This is a genomic window from Morganella morganii H1r, from assembly GCF_000633515.1.
GTDB lineage: Bacteria > Pseudomonadota > Gammaproteobacteria > Enterobacterales > Enterobacteriaceae > Morganella > Morganella morganii_B.
In genome coordinates this window covers 51,230-74,546 of the sequence record NZ_AYMP01000035.1, presented here as the reverse complement: position 1 = coordinate 74,546, position 23,317 = coordinate 51,230, and the positions used below count along the sequence as shown (strand labels likewise).

Here is a 23,317-nt window from a genome sequence, read left to right as displayed (position 1 = left end):
TATGGGGATCTCTCAGCGCCTAAGCGGGCTTTATTCATCAGAGTGCGACCATCAGCATGCTGACGATTTTTCAGTACCGGTTATGCGGTTACCGGACTTACTGGCCTGAAGCCGGACGCAATGATGTCGGTGCCTTCATATAACGGAAGAAATCCGTATCCGGGCTTAACACCATAATGTCGTTGCCATCGGGTTTGAAGCTTTGCTCATAAGCGCGCAGGCTTCGGATAAACGCATAGAAATCCGGGTCCTGACTGAATGCATCCGCAAACAGTTTAGCGGCTTCCGCATCACCCGCACCACGCAGGGAGAGTGACTGGCGCTCCGCTTCGGCCAGGATTTCAGTACGGGTTTTATCCGCCACCGCACGAATCTTCATGGCTTCTTCCAGACCCTGTGAGCGGTGACGACGCGCCACTGCTTCACGTTCTGCACGCATACGCTGGAAGATAGCTTCGGAGACTTCCGCCGGCAGGTTAATCTGCTTGATACGGACGTCCACCACTTCGATACCTAACGCTGCCATACTGTTCGGATTCACCTGAGGCTGTGCGCCTTTGGTTTCTTCCTGAACACGCGCTGCCGCATCGGCAATAGCGTTATCAGCATCAGTTGCCTGCGGATCGTTACCGGAGCTCCCTTCGTTCAGTGCATTTTTGACTTCCGTCGTTAATGTACCGCGGGAATCCGTCACAATCTCTTTCACGCTCAGACGACCGAACTCAGAACGCAGACGGTCACTGAATTTACGCTTCAGCAGGTTTTCAGCCTGATTAATATTACCGCTGTTTGTCGCGAGATAATACAGGCTGAAATCACTAATCCGCCATTTCAGGTAAGAATCGACGATCAGGTCTTTGTTTTCGTTTGTCAGGAAACGGTCAGCCTGGATATCCAGTGTCTGGATACGGGCAGGCAGCATTTTCACTGTTTCAATAAACGGTACTTTCAGATGCAGACCCGGTTCATAGACAATCGGTTTGTTATCCGCATCACGCAGAACTTTGCCAAAGCGCAGCACAATACCGCGCTCGGTCTGCTGAACGGTAAAGACAGACGCATACAGAACGCCTAAAACCAGAATAACAATAACGGCTAAATACTTACGCATGATTATTGTCTCCCTGTGCGTTCAGTGTTGCCACGGATACCCGAACTGCTGAGATCATACGTGTTGTTGTATTCAGCGGGTACATTCGGATTCCGGCTGCTGTTTTGTGCCTGACGGCCTGCCGGTGCCTGTGTCGCCGGGGCGGATGATGGTGCGGCAGCGGCTTTCGCCGGCGCAGCCTGAGAGGCGGCTCTCTGCTCACGCATAATCTGATCCAGCGGCAGCACCATCATGCTGTTGCTTTTATCATTGGCAATTACTTTACGGGTATTGCTCAGCACACGTTCCATTGTCTCAATGTACAGACGTTCACGGGTGATGTCCGGTGCCGCACGGTATTCCGGCAGCATTTTCGAGAAGCTTGCCACTTCACCGCGCGCTTTCAGCACGATACTGGCTTTATACGCCTGTGCGCTTTCGATCATACTCTGTGCATTACCTTTTGCCAGCGGCAGGACTTCGTTCGAGTACGCTTCCGCTTCACGGATGGATTGCTGTTCGTTTTCACGCGCGGCAATCACGTCATCGAATGAGGCCTGGACTTCAGCCGGCGGACGGGCTTCCTGGAAGTTGACGTCGACAATCGCGATCCCCATTTTATAAGGCCTGATTGTCTCTTCGAGAACTTTCTGGGTTTCGTTACGGACCACGGTACGGTTCGCCGTCAGGATTTTCTCCATGGTGAACTTGCCGATAACCCCGCGCACCGCACTGTCCATCGCCTGACGCAGACTGTTGTTCGGGTTGGTGACGCTGAACAGGTAATCTTCCGGGTTCACCACCTGGAACTGCACGTTCATGTTAACGCGGACCACGTTTTCGTCAGCGGTCAGCATCATGCCGTTGGTGGCCAGATCCTGGACCGTTGCCACATCGACCGCAGTGACGCGATCAATAAAGGTCGGTCTCCAGTTCAGACCCGGCTGAACCACATGACTGAATTTACCGAAACGGGTAACCACGCCGCGTTCCGTTTCTTTAATCGTATAGAAGCCTGTTGCGGCCCAGACAACAACAATGGCGGCAATGGCGAGACTGATAATTCGTCCGCCGGCAAACTGTACCGGAGGACGATTGTTTCCGCCGGACTGCCCGTCATTATTATTTCCGCCTTTACCGCCACCCAGACCACCGAGTTTTCTGCTCATTTTCCGGAACAGATCGTCGAGATCAGATGCCCCACGGTTCCGGCCGCCTTTGTTACCGTCGGAGTTGCCGCCTTTATTGCTGCTCCCCCACGGGTCGCGGTCCTGTCCGTTATTACCGGGCTGATTCCACGCCATGCCTTCGCTCCACTCTTTTATGATCGGTTTTTCAGGGCTAAGAGCACAAAAACGCGCTCTCAATCAATATATTACGCCGCTGATAATCAGATAACGTAATCGGCTAACTGTTGTTCCTGCTTGCAGAGGCGGCGCCAGTCAACAATGGGCAGCCTGATTTCAAGGCAAATCCGGCCATCATCATCAAGCCACTCGCGTTCAATCGCCTGAAGCTGATAAAAACGGCTGCGCAGACGACCCTCCGAAGAAGGCAGACACAATTCCAGGTGTGCGATCTCACCGGAAAGGCGTTCCGTCAGCGCCCGGAACAACAACGGGATCCCTGCTCCGGTCTGTGCTGAAAGCCAGACCCTGACCGGCAGGTTATCCTCATTTCTGTCGATACGCGGTTCGAAATCGTCCAGCATATCGATTTTATTCATCACTATCAGAACCGGAATTTCATGCGCATCAATCTCTTCCAGAACTGTATTAACCGCATGAATATTTTCATCCACACGGTTATCCGCCGCATCCACCACATGAAGCAGCAGTGTCGCTTCGCGGGTTTCCTGCAGCGTGGCTTTAAATGCCGCCACCAGGTCATGCGGCAGATGGCGGATAAACCCGACCGTATCCGCCAGCACCACCGTGCCGACATCATCGACATCAATCCGCCGCAGGGTCGGATCGAGTGTCGCAAATAACTGATCCGCAGCATAGACTTTCGCATCAGTTATGTGATTAAACAGACTGGATTTCCCGGCGTTGGTGTAACCGACCAGAGACACCGTCGGAATATCCGCTTTACTGCGCGCCTGACGGCCTTGTCCGCGCTGGCGTTCCACTTTTTCCAGACGCCCTGAAATCTGTTTGATTTTATCCCGCAGCATCCGGCGGTCGGACTCAAGCTGAGTCTCACCCGGCCCCCGCAGACCAATCCCGCCTTTCTGGCGTTCAAGGTGCGTCCAGCCGCGAACCAGACGCGTGGAAAGATGGCGTAACTGCGCCAGTTCCACCTGTAATTTACCTTCATGTGTCCGTGCCCGCTGGGCGAAGATATCGAGGATAACCCCGGTTCTGTCAACCACCCTGCACTGGCATAAACGCTCGAGGTTGCGTTCCTGCGCCGGACTTAAGGCATGGTTAAAGAGCACCACATCGGCTTCACTTTCCATGACAGCATCGGCAATCTCTTCCGCTTTACCTTCACCCGCAAAATATTTCGGGTGCGGGGCGCTGCGGCTGCCGGTGACTATCTGAACAGGTGTCACACCCGCGGATGTCACAAGGGATTCAAATTCACTGAGATCATCAGTGTTCTTATCCTGTGAGAAAAACAGGTGGACCAGTACGGCCCGTTCACCGCCTTCATACCTGTCAAACAACGGCAGAACCTCTCAGGCTGAGTGAAAAACACGCAGGAAAAAACACAGGTAAAGTCTCCCTACCTATGTTTTCCCGCGATTGATAACTGCACACTGACTTATTCAGCGCCATCAGTATCCTGTTGCGCACCACCGTTACCGGCTGACTGGTGGTAATTGCTGCCGCCGGTCCCCGGGTTTGCGCCACCGCTGTGGTGAGAAACCGGACGGGAAGGTACGACGGTAGAGATCGCGTGTTTGTAAACCATTTGGCTGACCGTGTTTTTCAGCAGAATAACAAACTGGTCGAATGATTCGATCTGACCCTGCAATTTAATACCGTTGACCAGATAAATAGAAACCGGAACCCTTTCGCGACGTAATGCGTTCAGGAACGGATCTTGCAAAGATTGCCCCTTAGCCATTCTGTATTTTCCTTATTTTGTTGTTTTTTAAATGAAACCCAAACTGGGTTCGAAAAATAACTACTCAAAAACTTTCGTAACCCGTTAATTGTACACAATCAACGGCGCTATGCACGAAGAACCTGCATAACGGCTTTAAGAGATTGTTCAGGCTGTTCACTGTCAAGCCACTGAACGCCTTCCCAACCCCGCAACCACGTCATCTGCCGCTTGGCAAGCTGACGGGTGGCGCAAATGCCCCGATACACCATGTCATCATAACTGATTTCTCCGGCCAGATATGACCACATCTGGCGGTAGCCGACACAACGGATCGACGGCAAATCCGGATGAAGATCCCCGCGCTGATACAGCGCACGGACTTCGTCCTCAAAACCGGCTTTCAGCATCATCTGAAAACGCATCTCAATGCGCTGATGCAATATTTTACGGTCTGCCGGTGCAATGGCAAACTGATAAGCATTAAAGGGCAAATTCTCCCCGGCCGTTTCTGTCAGTTCTGTCATCGTTTTCCCGGAGATATAATAGACCTCCAGTGCCCGGCTGAGCCGCTGCGGATCATTCGGATGGATCCGCGCCCCGGCGACCGGATCAATCCGGCTCAGTTCATCATGGAGAACCTGCCAGCCTTCCTGTGCCGCCTGCGCCTCAATCTGTGCCCGGATTTCCGGGTCTGCGGACGGCAGCGGCGATAATCCTTCCAGCAACGCCTTGAAATACATCATGGTTCCGCCGACCAGCAGCGGAATTTTTCCCTGCGCGGTTATCTCATGCATTGCCGCCAGTGCATCACGGCGGAAATCGGCGGCGGAATAGGCCACAGACGGATCGAGAATATCAATCAGCCGGTGCGGGGCGAGCGCCAGCTCGGCAGCATCAGGTTTTGCGGTCCCGATATCCATCCCCTTATAAATCAGGGCGGAATCCACACTGATGATTTCCACCGGCAGGTGCTGACGCAGTTCAATCGCCAGCGCGGTTTTTCCTGAAGCCGTCGGCCCCATCAGAAACAGGGCTGCGGGTTTATGATGATTCTGTTCACTCATGACGTAATGCTGCAACGACCTCAGTTAAATCAATTAATTGTACTAAATCTGACGGCGGCCTGCGCACCAGTTGCGGGCACAGCCGTTCCACATCGGCCAGCAGCTGCACTGCCTGCGCTTTGCTCTGAACCGCCGGTTCACTGACCAGCATCTCTGCCAGCCGCGAGGCAATGGCCTTCTCATCCGCCTCCGGGTTATCAGCCAGGAAACGCAGTAATTCAGGGATAAGATGCGGTAAATTTTGCTGACGAAGCGGTAACGATACCGTACGAATCGTCGCTTTTCCACGGAAAACTGAACCTTCTATGCCGAAAGTACGCAATACTCCGGCAAACTCCGTAAATGTCTCACACTCCTGTGCGTTTAACGCCATCTGAAGCGGGATCATCAATGGCTGGGATTTCAGTCCCTGCTCTCCCGGGATCAGTTGCTGACAACGCAGATAATGTGATGCTTTGCTGAGGGAAAACAGCGCAATACCGGCATCTGTCTCAATTAACGCATAACACGGCGGATAAAGCGTAAGGATTTTACCAAAACTTACACGCTCACTTTTTTCCGTCACCGGCTCACTTACGGCGCTGATCCGGTTTTCTGACAGAAAAGTACTTTTTTCCGGAAACAGCTGCGGCTTAGTTTCTGCCGGTGTCTGCATCAGTGACTGATATATTCCGGCTTCTTTCGGGCTGTATCCGGGTTTATCCGCAGAATATGCCGGTTTTCCGCCGCTGCGGCGGCTGTGAGACGCGCCGCCCCCGGAGGTTTCCCGGTGTGGCGGCGGTGTGAGTACGTTCTCTCGCTCAAACATATTTTTACCGGCTGCCGCACGGTTTTCCGGCACATGCTGCGTCTGCGGCGCTGACGGATCCGGTTCAAACAGAGAGACCGGCTGCTCATGCTGTTTCAGCACACTGAGCACCGCCTGGTAAATAAAGTCATGCACCAGCCGCGCCTGATGAAAACGCACTTCGTGCTTGGCCGGATGGACATTCACATCCACCTGACGCGGATCGATAGTCAGATAGAGAACATAAGCCGGTTGCTGGTCACCGCTCAGCCGGTCTTCATAGGCCTGACGGATGGCGTGGTTGATCAGGCGGTCACGCATCATCCGCCCGTTAACATAGCAATACTGTAAATCCTCCGGGCCGTTGTAATCTGCCGGTGAGGCCACCCAGCCGCGGATCTCAAGCGCTTCGTGAGTCCAGGTTACCGCCAGCGCCTGCTGCATAAAAGCCGTACCGCAGATAGCCCCGAGACGGCGCTCCTGCTGATCGTCCGCTTTAACCGGCCGGTACTGGCGCATCAGTTTGCCGTTGTGGGTGAGATTAATGGCCACATCAAAACGGGACAGCGCGATACGCCGTACCACTTCATCAATATGACCGAATTCGGTTTTTTCAGTACGCAGGAATTTGCGCCGCGCAGGCGTATTAAAAAAGAGATCCAGCACTTCCACGGTACTGCCCGCCGGATGCGCCGCCGGTTTCAGCGTCACGTCCATTTCACGCCCTTCGGCATACGCCTGCCAGGCTTCATTCTGCTCACGGGTGCGGGAGGTAAAGGTCAGGCGTGATACCGAGCTGATACTGGCAAGTGCCTCGCCCCGGAACCCCATGCTCATGATGGCTTCGAGATCGTCAAGTGTGGCGATTTTACTGGTGGCGTGACGGGCCAGCGCCAGCGCCAGCTCGTCTTTGGCAATACCGCAGCCGTTGTCACGGATGCGGATAAGTTTTTCGCCGCCGCGCTCAATATCAATATCAATACGGGTGGCACCGGCATCCAGGCTGTTTTCCACCAGTTCTTTCACCACCGATGCCGGGCGCTCAACCACTTCGCCTGCGGCTATCTGGTTTGCCAGCTGCGGCGGTAAAATCCGGATCGCCATAATTGCCCCCGTTCTCCTGTTATTTGGACGGCGCTGCCTGTAACGGATTCGCGGTAAAATATGTGCGTAATCCGCCGTGGATCGCGGCAGCGACCTGTTCCTGGTAAGTATCGGATCCTAACAGCTGTTCTTCAGTGCTGTTACTGATAAAGCCGGTTTCCACCAGAATGGACGGAATATCCGGCGAACGCAGTACCCCGAGGCTCGCGTGCTCCGGCGTGCCTTTGTGTACTTTGCCTATCTGGCGCAGCTGACGGATCACGTCCTGCGCCACGGCATAACCGACACGCTGGGAGTTACCGAACTGCAAATCCAGTACCGCCTGGCTGAGATACGGATCCGCACCGTTTGCCAGTGCATCACCGGCACCGCCGAGCAGTTCGGATTGTTTCTCGCTCTGTTCCAGCCAGTTACCTAATTCGTTGTTTGCCCGCCGGTTGGAGAGTACCCAGACGGATGAACCGGTCGCGGTGCGGTTTGGTGCGGAATCCGCATGGATAGACACCAGCATATTGGCACCGAATTTACGCGCGACTTCCGAGCGCCCGGCCACCGAAATAAAATAATCGCCGTCACGGGTCAGTACCGGTTTAAACATCGGGTCATCTTTCAGGCGCTTTTCCAGCTTACGGGCGATACTGATAGTGACGTTTTTCTCTTTCAGCCCGTTCTGACCGATGGCGCCGGGATCTTTCCCGCCGTGACCGGCATCAATCGCCACCACGACCTGACGGCTGTTTTTCGGCAGTTTGCCTGTCGGGACCACCGGAATTTTTGCCTGTGCCGGTGCAGCGGCCGGGTTGACAGCTGCCGGAGCCGCACTGCCGCTGTTCATCCGCAGCGGTTTACCGCTTGTGGTGGTGACCGGTTGTGCGGCAGCCACCGGGGCGGCGGTATAACTGTTTTTGCCGGTCAGCGTGATGGTCAGGCCGCTGTTATCCGCAGCATCACGGAAACTGTTTTTATCCGCCAGTTCCAGCACGACACGCTGATGCTGAGCATCCGGCGCACGGCTCTCTCTGACTACTTTAATCAGCCCGTTATTCAGATTGATCGGCAGACCGGTAATTTTCTGCGGCTGACGGATGTCGATCACCAGACGCTCAGGGTCATGCAGCGGAAACAGTTTATATTGCGGTTTGCCGTCAAAACTGAGCTGTAATGTGCCCTGAGAGCCGTTGTTGCTCACATTGATGCCCGTCAGGGACGCTGCGTGTCCGGCTGCACTGAACAGCAGGCTCACGCTGAAAAACAGCGCCGTCAGCCATGAAACGGCAGCCACATCAGATTTCCGTGTCAGATATGCATTCATTATCGGTAATTCCTCACATCTCCGCTAACTTATCCAGGAGTTCTTCACCATAAGGCGAAAGGGCGGCAAAACGGGCTTCCCGTCCTTCACCATCATACCGTAAGTGCAATTCCAAATCTGCATCCGGCAGAAAACCGGCCCCTTTTTGCGGCCATTCAACCAGGCAAACCGTGTTTTCCCCGAAATAATCGCGGATCCCCATAAACTCAAGTTCTTCCGGGTCCGCCAGGCGGTACAGGTCAAAGTGATAGACCGGGCGCGGTGAAAGCTCATACGGCTCGACCAGGGTGTAAGTCGGGCTTTTCACATGGCCGGGATGCCCCAGTGCCTGAAGGAAGCCCCGGCTGAACGTGGTTTTTCCGGCGCCCAGATCGCCGAAAAGATGCAGGACAAATCCGCGCTGACTCTGCTGTGCCAGTGCACGGCCGAGCGCGACAGTGGCAGCTTCATCTGCCAGCGTAAACAGACGTTCTTTCATTCTCGTTGTCGTCACAGGTTATTTTATTGAAATAATTGAGCGTGTAATCCGTTAAACATACCACATTCCGGTGATATACCTGCATAACGGCGTGCAGAAAAACGACAATAATGCACAGTTTTTGTGCCGGATGGTCTGTGATAAACTCCGCACCATTCACCATCACACCTGCAATGTAAGTAAACACTCACTAATGAGCACTCACCCTGATTTACATCAGCTTGCCGCCCGGATAAAGCAATGGGGACACGAACTCGGCTTTCAGCAGGTCGGTATCTGCGATACAGATCTCAGCGCGGAAGAGCCGAAACTGCAGGCGTGGCTGGATGCGGGGTATCAGGGAGAGATGGACTGGATGGCACGCCACGGCATGATGCGCGCGCGCCCTCATGAACTTCTGCCGGGCACGCTGCGGGTGATCAGTGTGCGGATGAACTACCTTCCGGCCAAAGCGTCCTTTGCTGCTGTACTGCAAAACCCGGAGCAGGGTTATATCAGCCGTTATGCGCTGGGGCGTGATTATCACAAGCTTCTGCGCCAGCGTCTGAAACAGCTGGGAGAGCGGATTCAGGCTGAGTGTGATGAACTCACTCAGGAAAATACCCTCAGTTACCGTCCGTTTGTCGACTCAGCGCCGGTACTGGAACGCCCGTTGGCGGCTAAAGCCGGTCTCGGCTGGGTTGGTAAGCACTCACTTATTTTAAACCGTGAAGCCGGTTCCTGGTTTTTCCTCGGTGAACTGCTGATCAACCTGCCGCTGCCGGTTGATACGCCTGCGGAAGAACAGTGCGGCCGCTGTGTCGCCTGTATGACCACCTGCCCGACTCAGGCGATTGTCGCACCTTATACTGTCGATGCACGCCGCTGTATCTCCTACCTCACCATTGAGCTGGAGGGCGCTATCCCCGAAGAATTCCGCCCGCTGATGGGAAACCGTATTTACGGCTGTGATGACTGCCAGCTTATCTGCCCGTGGAACCGTTTTTCACAACTGACAGACGAGGCAGATTTCTCGCCGCGCAAGCGGCTGCACACGCCGGAACTGCTGGATTTATTTGCCTGGGATGAAGCCACCTTCCTGCGGGTGACAGAGGGTTCGGCTATCCGGCGCATCGGGTATCTGCGCTGGCTGAGAAATATCAGTGTCGCGCTCGGCAACGCGCCGTATGAAGATAAAATTATTATTGCGCTGACAGAAAAAACCGGACTGGCTGACTGGCTTGATGAGCATATCCGCTGGGCGGTTGCCCGTCAGTATGCAAAACGGGGTGAATCACGTATTGAAATACAGACTTCACAACAAAAACGCCTGATTCGCGCCATTTCCAAAGGTTTGCCGCGCGATGCCTGATCCCGCCTCATCATCCCGTTAAGTTATCCACAATGTTCAGTGTTGTGAATAATATAAAAAGACCTTGCCTATCAATGTGAAGAAAAAATACAAGAGCGCTGTCACACAATTCACATAAATTAAATTAACATATAAATATCAATACATTAAATATACTATCGTTCGGTATTTCGCGGGATTTTGTGATTCAGCCGACAAAACCGGCCTGTGGATAACTCTGTGCAGAAAAGTGTGTCAGAACCGCCGGGATATGAATAACATGCCCCGCAGCGCTGTGGATAAAAAATGACATCCGGACAAAAAAATTGCCCCTGTTTGACTTAATCACCCCATGAAAGGTGATGAAAAGCAGAAACTGACATAAAGATAGTGCAGAAAGTGCCGGTGGTAATCTTTCACTGTCTGAATAATCACCGCTGGTGATCGTTCATCTGCCCTTCGTCAGAGAGGGCGCAAATTCTATTTCACCACGCCGGGATTAGCAAGCCTTTTCCCTGCATTTACGAAAAAAAGTCATCTAACAGATTAAATTATCAGCAAAAGTTCAGTGTGACCGGTTTTGGGCTGCGGATACCTGTGACTGATGATTATTTGCACCGCACAGCAGTTTTCCCGGCAGAACCGGTAACAGAAATCACGCAAAGGAGTATTCAGAAATTAATATTCGGGAGGACTGAAGAGAAGAAAGAGATTGGAGCGGGAAACGAGACTCGAACTCGCGACCCCGACCTTGGCAAGGTCGTGCTCTACCAACTGAGCTATTCCCGCATCACAACGGTATATATCCGGCCATCTGAAAATTGGAGCGGGAAACGAGACTCGAACTCGCGACCCCGACCTTGGCAAGGTCGTGCTCTACCAACTGAGCTATTCCCGCGTCACAACCGGTATATTACCTGACAATCTGCAAAATTGGAGCGGGAAACGAGACTCGAACTCGCGACCCCGACCTTGGCAAGGTCGTGCTCTACCAACTGAGCTATTCCCGCATATTTTGCAATTTGCACGCACCGATTTCGATTGAAAATCTATCTCGGTACGGGGAGCGCATTATACGAAAAATTCATTTTCTGGCAAGCCCTCCGGCACGAAAAAATGAATTTTTTTGTTCAGATGCCGATAAAACCGGCAAATATGCTATAAAACATGCAACCTGAACTCATATTAACCGGTCGGCGGCTGAAAATCAGCCACCCTTTTTTTATCACAGGCGGATAAAGGTTTCGCGGTAGTAAGCCAGTTCCGCAATTGACTCGCGGATATCATCCAGCGCCTGATGGGTGTTTTTCTTGGTGAAGCCGTCCAGCACTTCCGGCTTCCAGCGGCGGGCCAGCTCTTTCAGGGTACTGACATCCAGGTAACGGTAGTGAAAATATTGCTCGAGAGCCGGCATATAACGGAACAGAAAGCGACGATCCTGGCCGACACTGTTGCCGCAGATAGGAGAAACCCCCTGCGGCACCCACTGTTCCAGAAACGCGATAGTCGCCTGCTCGGCCTGAGCATCAGAATACGTGCTGGCACGGACACGTTCAGTTAACCCGCTGGCACCGTGTGTGCGGACATTCCAGTCATCCATCAGACCTAACTGTTCATCAGACTGATGTACCGCCAGAACCGGGCCTTCCGCCAGAATATTCAGGTTTGCATCCGTCACAATGGTGGCGATTTCGATAATCCGGTCACGTTCCGGGTCAAGTCCGGTCATTTCCAGATCAATCCAGATGAGGTTCTGTTCACTTTTAGCCATGTTGTATCCTATAGTTACCTGAGTGTCCGCCTGTTTTTTGTTCACACGGATTGAATGATGACGGGTAAAATGAATGGTGTATCATAGCGCGTAATCCGCCCTGCCGCGAGTCACCCCGGCGGGCACTTTCTTCTTTACGTGGTGTCAAAACAGACGAGGTTTCGTTGGCTAAACAAAAACTTTCCAAAGGTCAGGTACGGCGTGTTCAGGCAAACCAGCAGCGCAAACTGCGCAGAGAGAGCCGCCCGGAGCCTGAGGACAGCCTGTTCGGTGAGACTCAGGAAGGACAGGTAATCAGCCGCTTCGGGCAGCATGCGGATATTGAAGCCGCTGACGGCTCGGTACAGCGCTGCAACCTTCGCCGCACCATCAAATCACTGGTCACCGGTGACCGTGTGGTCTGGCGTGCTGCATTACAGAATAACGAGGAAGGCCGTGTTAACGGCATTGTTGAAGCGGTACATGAGCGTGAATCGGTACTGACCCGGCCGGATTTTTATGACGGTTTAAAACCGATCGCCGCCAATATCAACCAAATCGTGATTGTTTCCGCGATTTTACCGGAATTATCACTCAATATTATTGATCGCTATCTGGTCGCCTGCGAAACACTCGGTGTGGAACCGCTGATTGTCCTCAACAAAATTGACCTGCTGAATGACGAAAGCCGCGACCTGGTCAATGATTTAATGAATATATATCGTAATATCGGGTACCGTGTGCTGGAAGTATCCGGCCACACCAACGAGGGGATTGATGCACTGACGGCGGCACTTGCCGGACGTATTTCCATTTTCGCCGGACAATCCGGTGTCGGAAAGTCCAGCCTGCTCAATACATTGCTGCCGGAAAACGCCGATATCCTGGTGAATAACGTTTCTGATGTTTCCGGGCTGGGTCAGCACACCACCACCGCCTCACGGCTGTATCATTTTCCGCACGGCGGGGATGTGATCGACTCACCGGGAGTGCGTGAATTCGGGTTGTGGCACCTGACACCGGAGCAGGTCACTCAGGGATATACGGAGTTCCGCGATTATCTCGGCGGCTGTAAATTCCGTGACTGCAAACACGGGGATGACCCGGGCTGTGCGCTGCGCGAAGCTGTGGAGAACGGCGAAATCAGTGCGGAACGCTTTGAAAATTATCACCGCATTCTGGAAAGTATGGCACAGGTCAAGCCACGCCGTAATTTTACGGCCGGTGAAGACTGACAAGCGCAATAAGCACAGGTACAATAGCCCCCTTTTGTTCAGAATTCGCCGGAAAAACCGGCAGATAACAAACAATACCAGAGGTCGATGTGCTGGATACTCTTAAAATAAAATTACAATATTTGCTGCCTAAACAGTGTCTTACTCAGCTGGCGGGCCGCTTTGCCAACAAAAAACTTGGCTGGCTGACACAGCTGGCGATCAAAGCATTCGCCAAAGCCTACAAAGTGGATATGCAGGAAGCGAAAGAGAGCGAATTTATCGCTTACAGTACCTTCAATGAGTTTTTTATCCGCGCGCTGAAAGAGGAAGTCCGCCCGGTCGTACAGGGCAGCGACACCCTGGCACTGCCGGCTGACGGCACCATCAGTCAGCTGGGGCTTATCCGTGACGATCAGATTTTACAGGCCAAAGGGCATAACTACACCCTGGAAGCCCTGCTCGCCGGAAACTGGCAGCTGGCGGATCTGTTCCGCAACGGGCAGTTTGTCACCACTTACTTATCTCCGCGTGACTACCACCGCGTGCATATGCCGTGTGACGGTCATCTGCGCGAAATGATCTATGTCCCGGGCGATCTGTTCTCCGTTAACCCGCTGACCGCCGCCAATGTGCCGAATCTGTTCGCCCGTAACGAGCGTCTGATCTGTGTGTTTGACACGGATTTCGGCCCGATGGTACAGATTCTTGTCGGTGCCACAATTGTCGGCAGTATGGAAACCGTCTGGTGCGGTATGGTCACACCGCCGCGTGAAGGGATTGTCCGCCGCTGGACTTACCCGGCACACGACAGTGTCTGTGCGGTAAACCTGAAAAAAGGCGAAGAGATGGGACGCTTTAAGCTCGGCTCCACCGTGATCAACCTGTTCCCGGCGGATACCGTTGCACTGAACAGCGCACTGGCAAACGGCGTTTCCACCCGCATGGGTGAACTGCTGGCCACCCGCATCACCGCAGATGATGCCGCCTGCGCGGAAGAAAGCCCTGTAAGTCCGTCACAACCGGACACTGCTGCCACTCACTGAGGACTCTCCCCTGTGCGCCTGATTATCTCATTTTTACTGGCGGTTTTTCTTTTCTCCCCGCTGACAGCGGTATATGCGGCATCGGATATTAACGAGCCGCTAATCCGCCAGGAACTGAAGCGGATTGAGAACAGCAAAGATCCGAAAGATATTGAGATGGCGCAGGCGTTACAGGCGACCCTGAACTGGCTGGCAGACAGCAAAGCCGCAAATGAACGGGCACAGAGCTATCAGGACACCATCGATAACTTCCCGAAGCTGGTCAGGGCGTTACGCCAGCAGTTGCTGGAAGAGAGTGATTCCCCGGCCAAAATTCTGACCGCCCGCCCTATCAGCGATCTTGAGCAGCAGGTTATTCAGCTCAGCGGACAACTGCTGGAGCAGGGACGGCTGTTACAGCAGGAGCAGGACAAAAACCGCGAAATCAGCGATTCCCTGACTCTCCTGCCCCAGCAGCAGTCTGAAGCCCGCCGTCTCCTGAATGAAGCCACCTCCCGCCAGCAGGGACTGGCAACCCCGCTGACCCCGCTTGCCGAGGCTCAGGCCACGCTGGCCGCCGCAGAAGTCCGGGCGCGTAAGGCAACGGTCAATGAGCTGGAACTGGCACAACTTTCTGCCAATAACCGCCAGGAACTGACCCGTATCCGCCTCGAACTGCTGCGTAAACGCTATCAGCGGCTGGATCTCGAACTTCAGCAGCTGCGCAGTGTGCTTAACGGCAAACGTCAGCAGAAAGCGGAACTGGCGCTGGAGCGCACCGAAATGCTGGCCGAACAGGCCGGTGATTTACCGCCGTACCTGAAAGAACAGATTGATATCAACCGCGAGCTGTCGCAGGTACTGAATGATCAGGCCGCGCACATGAGTGATATCGGGGAGATGCAGCGCCAGGCGGCGACCGATATCCAGAAAGCCCGCCAGGTGCTCAGCACCATTCAGGAGCAGGCACAATGGCTGAACGGCTCAACCGCACTGGGAGAAGCCCTGCGCGCCCAGCTCAGCCGCCTGCCGGATATGCCGAAACCACAGCAGCTGGATAAAGAGATCACAGACCTGCGTGTTGAGCGTCTGAAATATGAAAATATGCTAGATGCCTTGTCCGGTAATAATAATGAACCGGATACGTCACAGACAGCCGCTCTCCCGGCGGATCAGGCCTCGCTCTACCAGCAGCTGATCCAGAACCGTAAAGAGCTGCTCGGCTCCCTGCTCTCCGGTTACGATACCGAAATTCTGGAGCTGACCAAGCTCAAAGTAACCACCAGTCAGCTCAGTGATGTGCTGATTGAAGTCCGCGACGACACCCACCGCTATCTGTTCTGGGTGGCGGATGCCACACCGGTTTACCTCAATTACCCGATTGAGGTACTGACCAGCCTGACCAAACTGCTGTCACTGGATACCCTGGCGCAGCTCGGCGGTGCATTTAAAACCATGTTCTCGTGGCAGAACAAAGAGATTTCACTCTATATTATCAGCACCCTGCTGCTGGCGATTTTCGGCCTGAACTACCGCCGCCATTATCAGGCATTTCTGGACAGAACCAGTCAGCGCATCGGCAAAGTGACACTGGATCGCTTCTCTATCACCCTGCGCACCCTGTTCTGGTCTGTGCTTGTCTCTCTGCCGCTGCCGGTACTGTGGTCCGCTATCGGCTACGGGTTACAGAATGCCTGGCAGTACCCGATGGCAAAAGCGATCGGTGACGGTGTCAGCGCCACCACACCGGTGCTGTGGCTGTTTATGTTCTGTGCGACCTTTGCCCGGCCTAACGGGCTGTTTATCGCACAGTTCCGCTGGCCGGAAGCCCGCGTTAAACGGGCAATGCGTTTCTATCAGCTTTCTATTTTTGTCATTGTGCCGCTGATGATGGCAATGACCACCTTTGAATATTTCAATGACCGGGAGTTTGCCCCGACACTCGGCCGCCTCTGCTTCCTGCTGCTGTGTGCCGCGCTGTTTATCATTACCAGCAGCCTGCGCCGTGCGGGGGTTCCGCTCTATCTTGACCGCCACGGCAGCGGCGACAATGCCGTCAGCAAAGGGATGTGGTGGCTGCTCCTGCTGGCACCGGTTGTGGCAGCGATTGCCGCTCTGCTCGGCTATCTCGCGACCTCACAGGCGCTGCTCGGCCGCCTGGAAACCTCGGTCGCCATCTGGTTTATGCTGCTGGTGATCTATAACATCATCACCCGCTGGATGCTGATCCAGCGCCGTCGTATCGCCTTTGAACGCGCCAAACAGCGCCGTGCTGAAATCCTGGCCCAGCGGGCAAAAAGTGATGATGACAGCGGCGTCAACAGCAATGCCAACAGCGCGGAAGGTGTGATTGATATTGAAGAACAGGTCATTGACCTCGATACTATCAGTGCGCAGTCAGTCGGGCTGGTCCGCTCCATTCTGACCATGATTGCCCTGGTATCCTGTATTCTGCTCTGGTCTGAACTGCACACCGCCTTCTCCTTTATGGAAAATATCCGCTTGTGGGATGTCAGCAGCAGCATTAACGGCGTGGATACCCTCCAGCCCATCACACTCAACTCGGTTTTTGTCGCCATTCTGGTCATTATCATCACCACGCAGCTGGTGCGGAACCTCCCTGCACTGCTGGAGCTGGCGCTGTTACAGCATCTGGATCTGACCCCCGGTACCGGTTACGCCATCACTACGCTGACCAAATACGCGATCACACTGGTCGGCGGGATTATCGGCTTCTCACTGATCGGCATTGAATGGTCGAAAATGCAGTGGTTTGTTACCGCAATGGGGGTCGGGCTGGGCTTTGGTTTACAGGAGATTTTCGCCAACATTGTTTCCGGCCTGATGATCCTGTTCGAAAAACCGATCCGTATCGGCGATACCGTGACTATCCGTGACCTGACCGGCAGCATCACGCGCATCAACACCCGCGCCACCACGCTGACAGACTGGGACCGCAAAGAGATTATCGTTCCGAACAAAGCCTTTATTACCGAGCAGTTTATCAACTGGTCGCTCTCGGATACCGTCACCCGTATCGTCCTGACCATCCCGGTCCCGGCGGAAGCCAATCCGGAGCAGGTCACCATTCTGCTGCTGATGGCGGCACAGGACTCGGCAATGATTCTGGACACACCAAACCCGGAAGCTTACCTGGTTGATTTACAACAGGGTATTCAGATCTTTGAACTGCGCGCCTACGCCGCTGAAATGGGGCACCGCCTGCCGGCGCGTCATGAGATCCACCAAAATATCCTGCGCAGCTTCGCGGAAAACAATATCATCCTGCCGTTCCCGCCGTTTGAAGCACGGGTGGATATGGTGGGGAATATTCTGCGCAGCGGCACAAAAAATCTGTCGGGCCGTAACCCGTCACGGAAATCAGGGGCGTTGTGATATCACAGAACCGACCCGGAGAGACGACAGGAGCAGTTCACACTTTGTTCATTTCCGGGGGACAATATCACGTATGCCACCGGGCTCTCATTTTTTATAAAATCACTTCTTCACGTAAATTTATACGTAATAAGCAATATTAATGATTGTGCCGTTTGCTTCAGACCACGTTTAATCATGATTATTACTGTCCGGGAGAATATTTTTCTCCCGGAATGCCATTTTTCCTCCCGGAAAAGCATTATTTTTTCTGATCTGCATCCTTTATGATAACGACATTAAAAAAATAAGCCTGCTGATAATAAAACGTTATTACACGATACGTTGTTTAAATCGCACCCGTTAAGAACAACATTGTTTAAGATTTAAACATTAAGGATGTTATTTATGGCGATAAATACAACACGTTCCGCAGCGGCAAATGCAGGAATGAGTGAAGAACAGTGGCGGGCAGCGACCAAATTTGATGGTACTGACATCGGCTGGGTTATTATGAGCATCGGGATGGCTATCGGCGCGGGTATTGTTTTCTTACCGGTTCAGGTCGGTCTGATGGGGTTATGGGTTTTCCTGCTGTCCTCCGTTATCGGCTATCCCGCCATGTATCTGTTCCAGCGGTTATTTATTAACACCCTCGCGGAATCCCCGGAATGTAAAGACTACCCGGGTGTGATTACCGGTTATCTCGGTAAAAACTGGGGAATTTTACTCGGGGCGCTGTATTTTATTATGCTGGTGATCTGGATGTTTGTTTATTCCACCGCCATCACAAATGACAGTGCGTCTTATTTCCGGACTTTCGGTGTGACAGAAGGATTATTATCCGACAGCCCGTGGTACGGATTAATTTTGATTTGTCTGCTGGTTGCTATTTCTTCACGCGGCGAAAAGCTGTTATTTAAGCTATCCGGTTTTATGGTACTGACCAAACTGTTTATTGTCGCCGCACTCGGTATATCGATGGTGGGCATGTGGCACCTGTATAATATCGGCTCACTGCCGCCTGCCGGCCGTTTAATTAAAGAAGCGGTTATTACACTGCCGTTTACCCTGACATCCATTCTGTTTATTCAGACTCTCAGCCCGATGGTCATTTCATTCCGTAATCAGAATGTAAACCGGGAAGTGGCCCGCTTTAAAGCCCTGCGGGCAATGAATATCGCCTTTATTATCCTGTTCTGTACTGTCTTTTTCTATGCCGTTTCCTTTACCCTGGCAATGGGTCATGACGAGGCGGTTAAAGCTTATCAGCAGAATATTTCCGCGCTGGCAATCGCCGCTAAATTCTTCCCCGGCGGCTGGGTAACAGTGGTCAGCGTGATGCTGAATATTTTTGCGGTTATGACGGCATTTTTCGGGGTATATCTCGGGTTCCGCGAAGCCACGCAAGGGATTGTGATGAATATTCTGCAGCGCATAATGCCTGCTGAATGGATTAATGAAACCCTCGTGAAATACGGCATTATGGTATTTGCGGTGCTGCTGGCCTGGGGCGCCATTATTCTCAACGCACCGGTGCTGAGCTTTACCTCAATATGCAGTCCGATTTTCGGGATGGTCGGTTGCCTGATTCCTGCTTATCTGGTTTATAAAGTCCCGGTGCTGCATAAATATAAAGGCATCTCCCTGTATCTGATTATTTTTACCGGGTTGCTGCTCTGTGTGTCGCCGTTCCTGGCATTTTCCTGATAATACACTCAGAAACAAAAAAACCGCCGGATTTATTTTCCGGCGCCCTTTTGTTGATCTGAATATAAAACTTACTGCTGATATAACCGGCGCAGATAATGAGCAACCGCGTCATCCGCATTAGAGCCAATCACTTCCATTTCCGGCAGAATATCTTTCAGACGCTGATGCGCTCCCGCCATAATGCAGCCTTTTCCGGCCATTTCCAGCATTTCGCGGTCATTCATGCCGTCACCGAAAGCAATGCAATCATTCAGACGGTAACCCAGTGATTCTGCAACCTGTTGCAGTGCCTCACCTTTTGAAACGCCCCCGGCCATCACTTCCAGACAACTGCGCAGCGAGAAACTGACATTCACTCTGTTACCGAAACGCACACGGATTTTGGCTTCCAGCGCGACAAGTTTCTCGTGGTCATCACAGGTGAAGTAGACTTTACAGACCTGATCAACCGGAAAATCATTGCGGTCAAACAGTTCATACATAAAAACAGATTCCTGGAAAAACTCTTTTTGTTCAGGACTTTCTCTGTTGATCATCCAGCCGTCACCCCGGTAATAGTTGGTGAGGATATCCGGATTATCAAACTCCATCAGACACAACTCGCGGACGACATCCGGGTCCACATCATGACTGAATACCAGTTCGCCTTTGGTGTTGTGCACCCGCGCGCCGTTGGAGGTGATCATAAACGCATCAATCCCCAGCGCATCACGGATCTGCGCCACATCCACATGATGGCGGCCGGTGGCAAACACAAAATGCACGCCTTTATTGATGGTCAGCAGGCGGAGGGTTTCCTTGGTGTAGGGGGTTAAACTGTGGGCAGGTGATAATAACGTTCCGTCTAAATCTGAAGCAACCACATGATACATATGCAAATTCCTGAAAATTGATTAGTGGAGTCCGAAAAAATGACAAATCGCATTGAGCGCGACAGCGCGCAATGCGTCTTCTTCGAACAGGATCTCGTGATAAGCTCCCTCAAACGTCAGAGGCATATGTTCTTCTTCTTGTCCTGTCCGGGCTTTACGGCGGTTTTCGCAGAAAGCCAGCAACTCCCGATTGTCCACCACCTTATCTTCTGATGCCATCAGCACCATCAGCGGGGTGTTTATCTCTCCCGCCTGCGCAATTATTTTCTGCCCGATATCAATGCTTTCGCGTAACCAGTGATACGTGGGTCCGCCGAGACGTAAAGCAGGATAGTCAGCATAACAGCGCAGGTAACGCCGGTACCGCGGGTAACTGTGGGTCAGCATGTTGATTAAAAACGGCAACGGCTGCCACTTCCCGGTTGATACCGCATACTCATTGCGTTCCGACGGCCGTTTATCGGCCCGGTTCACAATCATATTCGCCAGCCACATCGGCATCGGTAAATTGATGCCGAACATCGGGGCACATAATACCGCAGCACGGAAGGTGTCCGGCTCACGTAACAGATAACCGCTCAGTATCGCACCGCCCATCGAGTGTGCCAGTGCATAGCGGTAAGCGTAATTTTTCTCCGCCAGCGCGATGCCGGTGAACTGAGAAAAATCATCAATATAGTCGTCAAAACGCTCGACATGGCCTTTTTGCGGATCATCCAGCATCCGCCCGGAAAGCCCCTGCCCCCGGTGATCCATAATAAAGACATCAAAACCGAGGTGGAAAAAATCGTACAGCACTTCCGGATATTTGACGTAACTTTCGCTGCGCCCGGAACTGATCACCAGCACTTTGTCATGGGCAGGATCAGTAAACTGCACATAGCGGATAGTGACATCATCCGTGCCCTGAAATGTCCGCTCATCCCGCCGGTTCCAGAAATCAAGTAACGGGCCGTTCACAAAGGCAGAATATTCCGCTTCGCGTTCCAGCCAGCTTGCTTTCAGGGTATCCGGTGGCAGCATAGGGTGCTCCTTTAGTCGTCAAATCCGGTGAGATGTTCGCGGATAAGGGCCATAAATGCATCGCCGAATCGTTCCAGTTTCCGCTCTCCGACGCCATTTATCAAGAGTAAATCATTTGCCCTGACCGGGCATTGTTCCGCCATTTCAATGAGTGTGGCATCGTTAAACACCACAAACGGCGGAATATTTTCCTCATCCGCAATGGATTTGCGCAGTTTACGCAGTTTTGCGAACAGTTTTTTATCGTAATTACCGCCGTAACTGCGGGCAGTCTGACGCGGCTTGATATTCTGGATCCTCGGCACCGCGAGTTGCAGCGGCACCTCGCCGCGCAGAACCGGGCGGGCGGATTCGGTTAATTGTAACGCAGAATAATTGGCAATGTTTTGCGTTATCAGCCCTAAGTGGATCAGCTGACGCAGCACACTCACCCAGTGTTCCTGGCTTTTGTCTTTGCCGATGCCGTAAACCGCGAGTTTGTCGTGTCCGTATTCACGGATCCGCTGGTTATTCGAGCCGCGCAGCACATCCACAACATACCCCAGACCAAAACGCTGCCCGGCGCGGTAAATGCAGGACAGCGCCTGCTGCGCCTCAACCAGCCCGTCATACTGTTTCGGCGGATCCAGACAGATATCGCAGTTGCCGCACGGTGTCTGGCGGTTCTCGCCGAAGTAATTCAGCAATACCAGACGGCGGCAGGTCTGCGCCTGGGCAAACGCGCCCATGGCATTCAGCTTGTGCTGTTCGATATCTTTCTGCGGCCCGGACGGTTTTTCATCCAGACAGCGGCGCAGCCACGCCATATCCGCCGGGTCATAAAACAGAACCGCTTCCGCACTGACCCCGTCACGTCCGGCACGGCCGGTTTCCTGGTAATAGGATTCAATATTGCGCGGGATATCGAAGTGCGCGACAAACCGGACGTTGGATTTGTTGATTCCCATCCCGAACGCCACCGTGGCAACCACAACCTGTAAGTTATCTTTGAGGAAGGCATCCTGAACCCATTCACGCTGTGAATTATCCAGGCCGGCATGATAGGCCGCGACACTCAGCCCGCGTTTTTGCAGACGGGCGGCGACATCTTCCACTTTATTACGGCTGTTACAGTAAATAATGCCGCACTGGCCTTTCTGACCACGGACAAACATCCACAGCTGATCAAATGCTTTATATTTTTCCACCAGCGTGTAGCGGATATTCGGGCGGTCAAAGCTGCTGATGTGGATCAGCGGATCACTGAGGCACAGCCGCGAGCAGATATCAGAGCGCGTGGTGTTATCGGCGGTGGCTGTCAGGGCAATCACCGGCACACCCGGCAGATGCTGGCGAAGCTCGCCTATCGCGCAGTATTCCGGCCGGAAATCGTGCCCCCACTGAGAGATACAGTGCGCTTCATCCACCGCCAGCAACGACGGCTGCCACTGCTGTAACTGACGGATAAAGCTGCCCATCAGCAGGCGTTCCGGTGCCACATACAGCAGTTTGATGCGGTTATTGTGACAGCCTTCCAATACCTTCTGCTGTTCCTGCGGGGTCTGCGCCGAGTTCAGATAACCGGCTTCCACCCCCAGCAGGCGCAGCTGATCGACCTGATCTTTCATCAGGGAAATCAGCGGTGACACCACCACTGTCAGCCCCGGCAGCATCAGTGCCGGAATCTGATAACACAGTGATTTTCCGCCGCCCGTCGGCATGACCACCAGACAATCGCGTCCGCCGGTGACGGTACCGATAATATCGGACTGTCCGGCACGAAATTGCTGATAACCAAAGACCTGGCGCAGGATAGCGTCAGCGTCGGGCAGGGTATTGATGACTTCGGCGGTAGACACGCAGCTCCTCAGGTGAAACAGAAATCCGGGCAGTGCATTCTGCCGGTAAAAAGATGCTTCTATGCTAGCTCAGTTTGCCATCAGATAACAGACTATCCGCACGGACGGTGATAATATTCGGTCGGTGCTGAGTTTTTTTGCGCACAGCTGCTGGTGTAATTTTGTGATGCGCGTTACACTTTCACATCTTTTTAACGTCTTTGCCGCCATCCGGCGTATCGCAGGCGATCACATTTTACGAATAATTAATTAATGACGTGATTAATCACGTTGTAACTATATAAT

17 protein-coding genes and 3 tRNA genes are annotated in these 23,317 nt (G+C 53.1%); 5 read left to right on the top strand and 15 right to left on the bottom strand.

Annotation, left to right across the window (positions count from 1 at the left end):
* Positions 1-97: 97 nt before the first annotated feature.
* From hflC to tsaE, 8 genes are all read right to left on the bottom strand, one after another.
* Positions 98-1,111, bottom strand: a complete 1,014-nt coding sequence (hflC, locus tag U868_RS0118850) for a protease modulator HflC (protein WP_004234484.1) — start codon at positions 1,109-1,111, stop codon at positions 98-100.
* Positions 1,112-1,113: 2 nt separating this feature from the next.
* Positions 1,114-2,394 (bottom strand): FtsH protease activity modulator HflK, encoded by a 1,281-nt coding sequence (gene hflK, locus U868_RS0118845; RefSeq protein WP_025154649.1) that lies wholly within the window; start codon positions 2,392-2,394, stop codon positions 1,114-1,116.
* A gap of 86 nt (positions 2,395-2,480) precedes the next feature.
* Positions 2,481-3,761 (bottom strand): ribosome rescue GTPase HflX, encoded by a 1,281-nt coding sequence (hflX, locus tag U868_RS0118840; protein ID WP_025154648.1) that lies wholly within the window; start codon positions 3,759-3,761, stop codon positions 2,481-2,483.
* 98 nt (positions 3,762-3,859) lie between these two features.
* A complete protein-coding gene (gene hfq / locus U868_RS0118835; RefSeq protein WP_004241361.1) occupies positions 3,860-4,165 on the bottom strand; it encodes an RNA chaperone Hfq in 306 nt (101 codons plus the stop codon).
* Between the two features lie 107 nt (positions 4,166-4,272).
* Complete coding sequence (miaA, locus tag U868_RS0118830; protein WP_025154647.1) at positions 4,273-5,211, bottom strand: tRNA (adenosine(37)-N6)-dimethylallyltransferase MiaA; 939 nt, start codon at positions 5,209-5,211, stop codon at positions 4,273-4,275.
* Positions 5,204-7,102 carry a DNA mismatch repair endonuclease MutL gene (gene mutL, locus U868_RS0118825; protein ID WP_025154646.1) on the bottom strand — a complete coding sequence of 633 codons (1,899 nt, stop codon included), beginning with the start codon at positions 7,100-7,102 and terminating at the stop codon, positions 5,204-5,206. Before mutL ends, miaA begins: the two co-directional genes overlap by 8 nt.
* Positions 7,103-7,121: 19 nt before the next feature.
* Positions 7,122-8,414 carry an N-acetylmuramoyl-L-alanine amidase gene (locus tag U868_RS0118820; protein WP_029991337.1) on the bottom strand — a complete coding sequence of 431 codons (1,293 nt, stop codon included), beginning with the start codon at positions 8,412-8,414 and terminating at the stop codon, positions 7,122-7,124.
* A gap of 13 nt (positions 8,415-8,427) precedes the next feature.
* Positions 8,428-8,892: a tRNA (adenosine(37)-N6)-threonylcarbamoyltransferase complex ATPase subunit type 1 TsaE gene (gene tsaE, locus U868_RS0118815; RefSeq protein WP_025154644.1), complete on the bottom strand. Its 465-nt coding sequence runs from the start codon at positions 8,890-8,892 to the stop codon at positions 8,428-8,430.
* 193 nt (positions 8,893-9,085) lie between these two features.
* On the opposite strand from tsaE, the gene queG reads away from it, so the two are divergent.
* Complete coding sequence (queG, locus tag U868_RS0118810) at positions 9,086-10,243, top strand: tRNA epoxyqueuosine(34) reductase QueG (protein WP_025154643.1); 1,158 nt, start codon at positions 9,086-9,088, stop codon at positions 10,241-10,243.
* Positions 10,244-10,935: 692 nt separating this feature from the next.
* On the opposite strand, the gene U868_RS0118800 is transcribed toward queG, so the two are convergent.
* From U868_RS0118800 to orn, 4 genes are all read right to left on the bottom strand, one after another.
* A tRNA-Gly gene (locus tag U868_RS0118800) sits at positions 10,936-11,011 on the bottom strand.
* 33 nt (positions 11,012-11,044) lie between these two features.
* Positions 11,045-11,120: transfer RNA gene (locus U868_RS0118795), tRNA-Gly, on the bottom strand.
* 36 nt (positions 11,121-11,156) lie between these two features.
* Positions 11,157-11,232, bottom strand: a tRNA-Gly gene (locus tag U868_RS0118790).
* Positions 11,233-11,447: 215 nt separating this feature from the next.
* Positions 11,448-11,993, bottom strand: coding sequence for an oligoribonuclease (gene orn, locus U868_RS0118785; RefSeq protein WP_025154642.1), 546 nt, complete (start codon positions 11,991-11,993; stop codon positions 11,448-11,450).
* Between the two features lie 164 nt (positions 11,994-12,157).
* Between orn and rsgA the strand changes: the two genes are divergently transcribed.
* The 4 genes from rsgA (at position 12,158) to U868_RS0118760 (ending at position 19,296) form a co-directional block, all read left to right on the top strand.
* On the top strand, positions 12,158-13,207 hold the full coding sequence (gene rsgA, locus U868_RS0118780) for a small ribosomal subunit biogenesis GTPase RsgA (RefSeq protein WP_025154641.1): 1,050 nt from the start codon (positions 12,158-12,160) through the stop codon (positions 13,205-13,207).
* A gap of 89 nt (positions 13,208-13,296) precedes the next feature.
* The gene (gene asd, locus U868_RS0118775; RefSeq protein ID WP_025154640.1) at positions 13,297-14,232 is read left to right on the top strand and encodes an archaetidylserine decarboxylase; all 936 of its coding nucleotides are present in this window, start codon (positions 13,297-13,299) and stop codon (positions 14,230-14,232) included.
* A 12-nt stretch (positions 14,233-14,244) separates the two neighbouring features.
* A complete protein-coding gene (gene mscM, locus U868_RS0118770; protein WP_025154639.1) occupies positions 14,245-17,607 on the top strand; it encodes a miniconductance mechanosensitive channel MscM in 3,363 nt (1,120 codons plus the stop codon).
* Between the two features lie 378 nt (positions 17,608-17,985).
* The gene (locus tag U868_RS0118760; protein WP_036412103.1) at positions 17,986-19,296 is read left to right on the top strand and encodes an amino acid permease; all 1,311 of its coding nucleotides are present in this window, start codon (positions 17,986-17,988) and stop codon (positions 19,294-19,296) included.
* A 71-nt stretch (positions 19,297-19,367) separates the two neighbouring features.
* Here the strand turns inward: U868_RS0118760 and yigL are convergent, their stop codons facing one another.
* The 3 genes from yigL to recQ are packed head-to-tail and all read right to left on the bottom strand — an operon-like array spanning position 19,368 to position 23,032.
* A complete protein-coding gene (yigL, locus tag U868_RS0118755) occupies positions 19,368-20,171 on the bottom strand; it encodes a sugar/pyridoxal phosphate phosphatase YigL (protein ID WP_025154637.1) in 804 nt (267 codons plus the stop codon).
* A 21-nt stretch (positions 20,172-20,192) separates the two neighbouring features.
* Complete coding sequence (pldB, locus tag U868_RS0118750) at positions 20,193-21,194, bottom strand: lysophospholipase L2 (protein ID WP_080694392.1); 1,002 nt, start codon at positions 21,192-21,194, stop codon at positions 20,193-20,195.
* Between the two features lie 11 nt (positions 21,195-21,205).
* Entirely contained in the window at positions 21,206-23,032 is a 1,827-nt protein-coding gene (recQ, locus tag U868_RS0118745; RefSeq protein ID WP_025154635.1) for an ATP-dependent DNA helicase RecQ, read from the bottom strand.
* Positions 23,033-23,317 lie beyond the last annotated feature (285 nt).

Excerpts from the sequence above, each read along its gene's own strand:
- pldB (WP_080694392.1), bottom strand. The coding sequence starts at position 21,194 with ATGCTGCCACCGGATACCCTGAAAGCAAGCTGGCTGGAACGCGAAGCG.
- hflK (WP_025154649.1), bottom strand. The coding sequence starts at position 2,394 with ATGGCGTGGAATCAGCCCGGTAATAACGGACAGGACCGCGACCCGTGG.
- U868_RS0118820 (WP_029991337.1), bottom strand. The coding sequence starts at position 8,414 with ATGAATGCATATCTGACACGGAAATCTGATGTGGCTGCCGTTTCATGG.
- queG (WP_025154643.1), top strand. The coding sequence starts at position 9,086 with ATGAGCACTCACCCTGATTTACATCAGCTTGCCGCCCGGATAAAGCAA.
- hfq (WP_004241361.1), bottom strand. The coding sequence starts at position 4,165 with ATGGCTAAGGGGCAATCTTTGCAAGATCCGTTCCTGAACGCATTACGT.
- yigL (WP_025154637.1), bottom strand. The coding sequence starts at position 20,171 with ATGTATCATGTGGTTGCTTCAGATTTAGACGGAACGTTATTATCACCT.
- tsaE (WP_025154644.1), bottom strand. The coding sequence starts at position 8,892 with ATGAAAGAACGTCTGTTTACGCTGGCAGATGAAGCTGCCACTGTCGCG.
- orn (WP_025154642.1), bottom strand. The coding sequence starts at position 11,993 with ATGGCTAAAAGTGAACAGAACCTCATCTGGATTGATCTGGAAATGACC.
- hflC (WP_004234484.1), bottom strand. The coding sequence starts at position 1,111 with ATGCGTAAGTATTTAGCCGTTATTGTTATTCTGGTTTTAGGCGTTCTG.
- miaA (WP_025154647.1), bottom strand. The coding sequence starts at position 5,211 with ATGAGTGAACAGAATCATCATAAACCCGCAGCCCTGTTTCTGATGGGG.
- U868_RS0118760 (WP_036412103.1), top strand. The coding sequence starts at position 17,986 with ATGTTATTTATGGCGATAAATACAACACGTTCCGCAGCGGCAAATGCA.
- mutL (WP_025154646.1), bottom strand. The coding sequence starts at position 7,102 with ATGGCGATCCGGATTTTACCGCCGCAGCTGGCAAACCAGATAGCCGCA.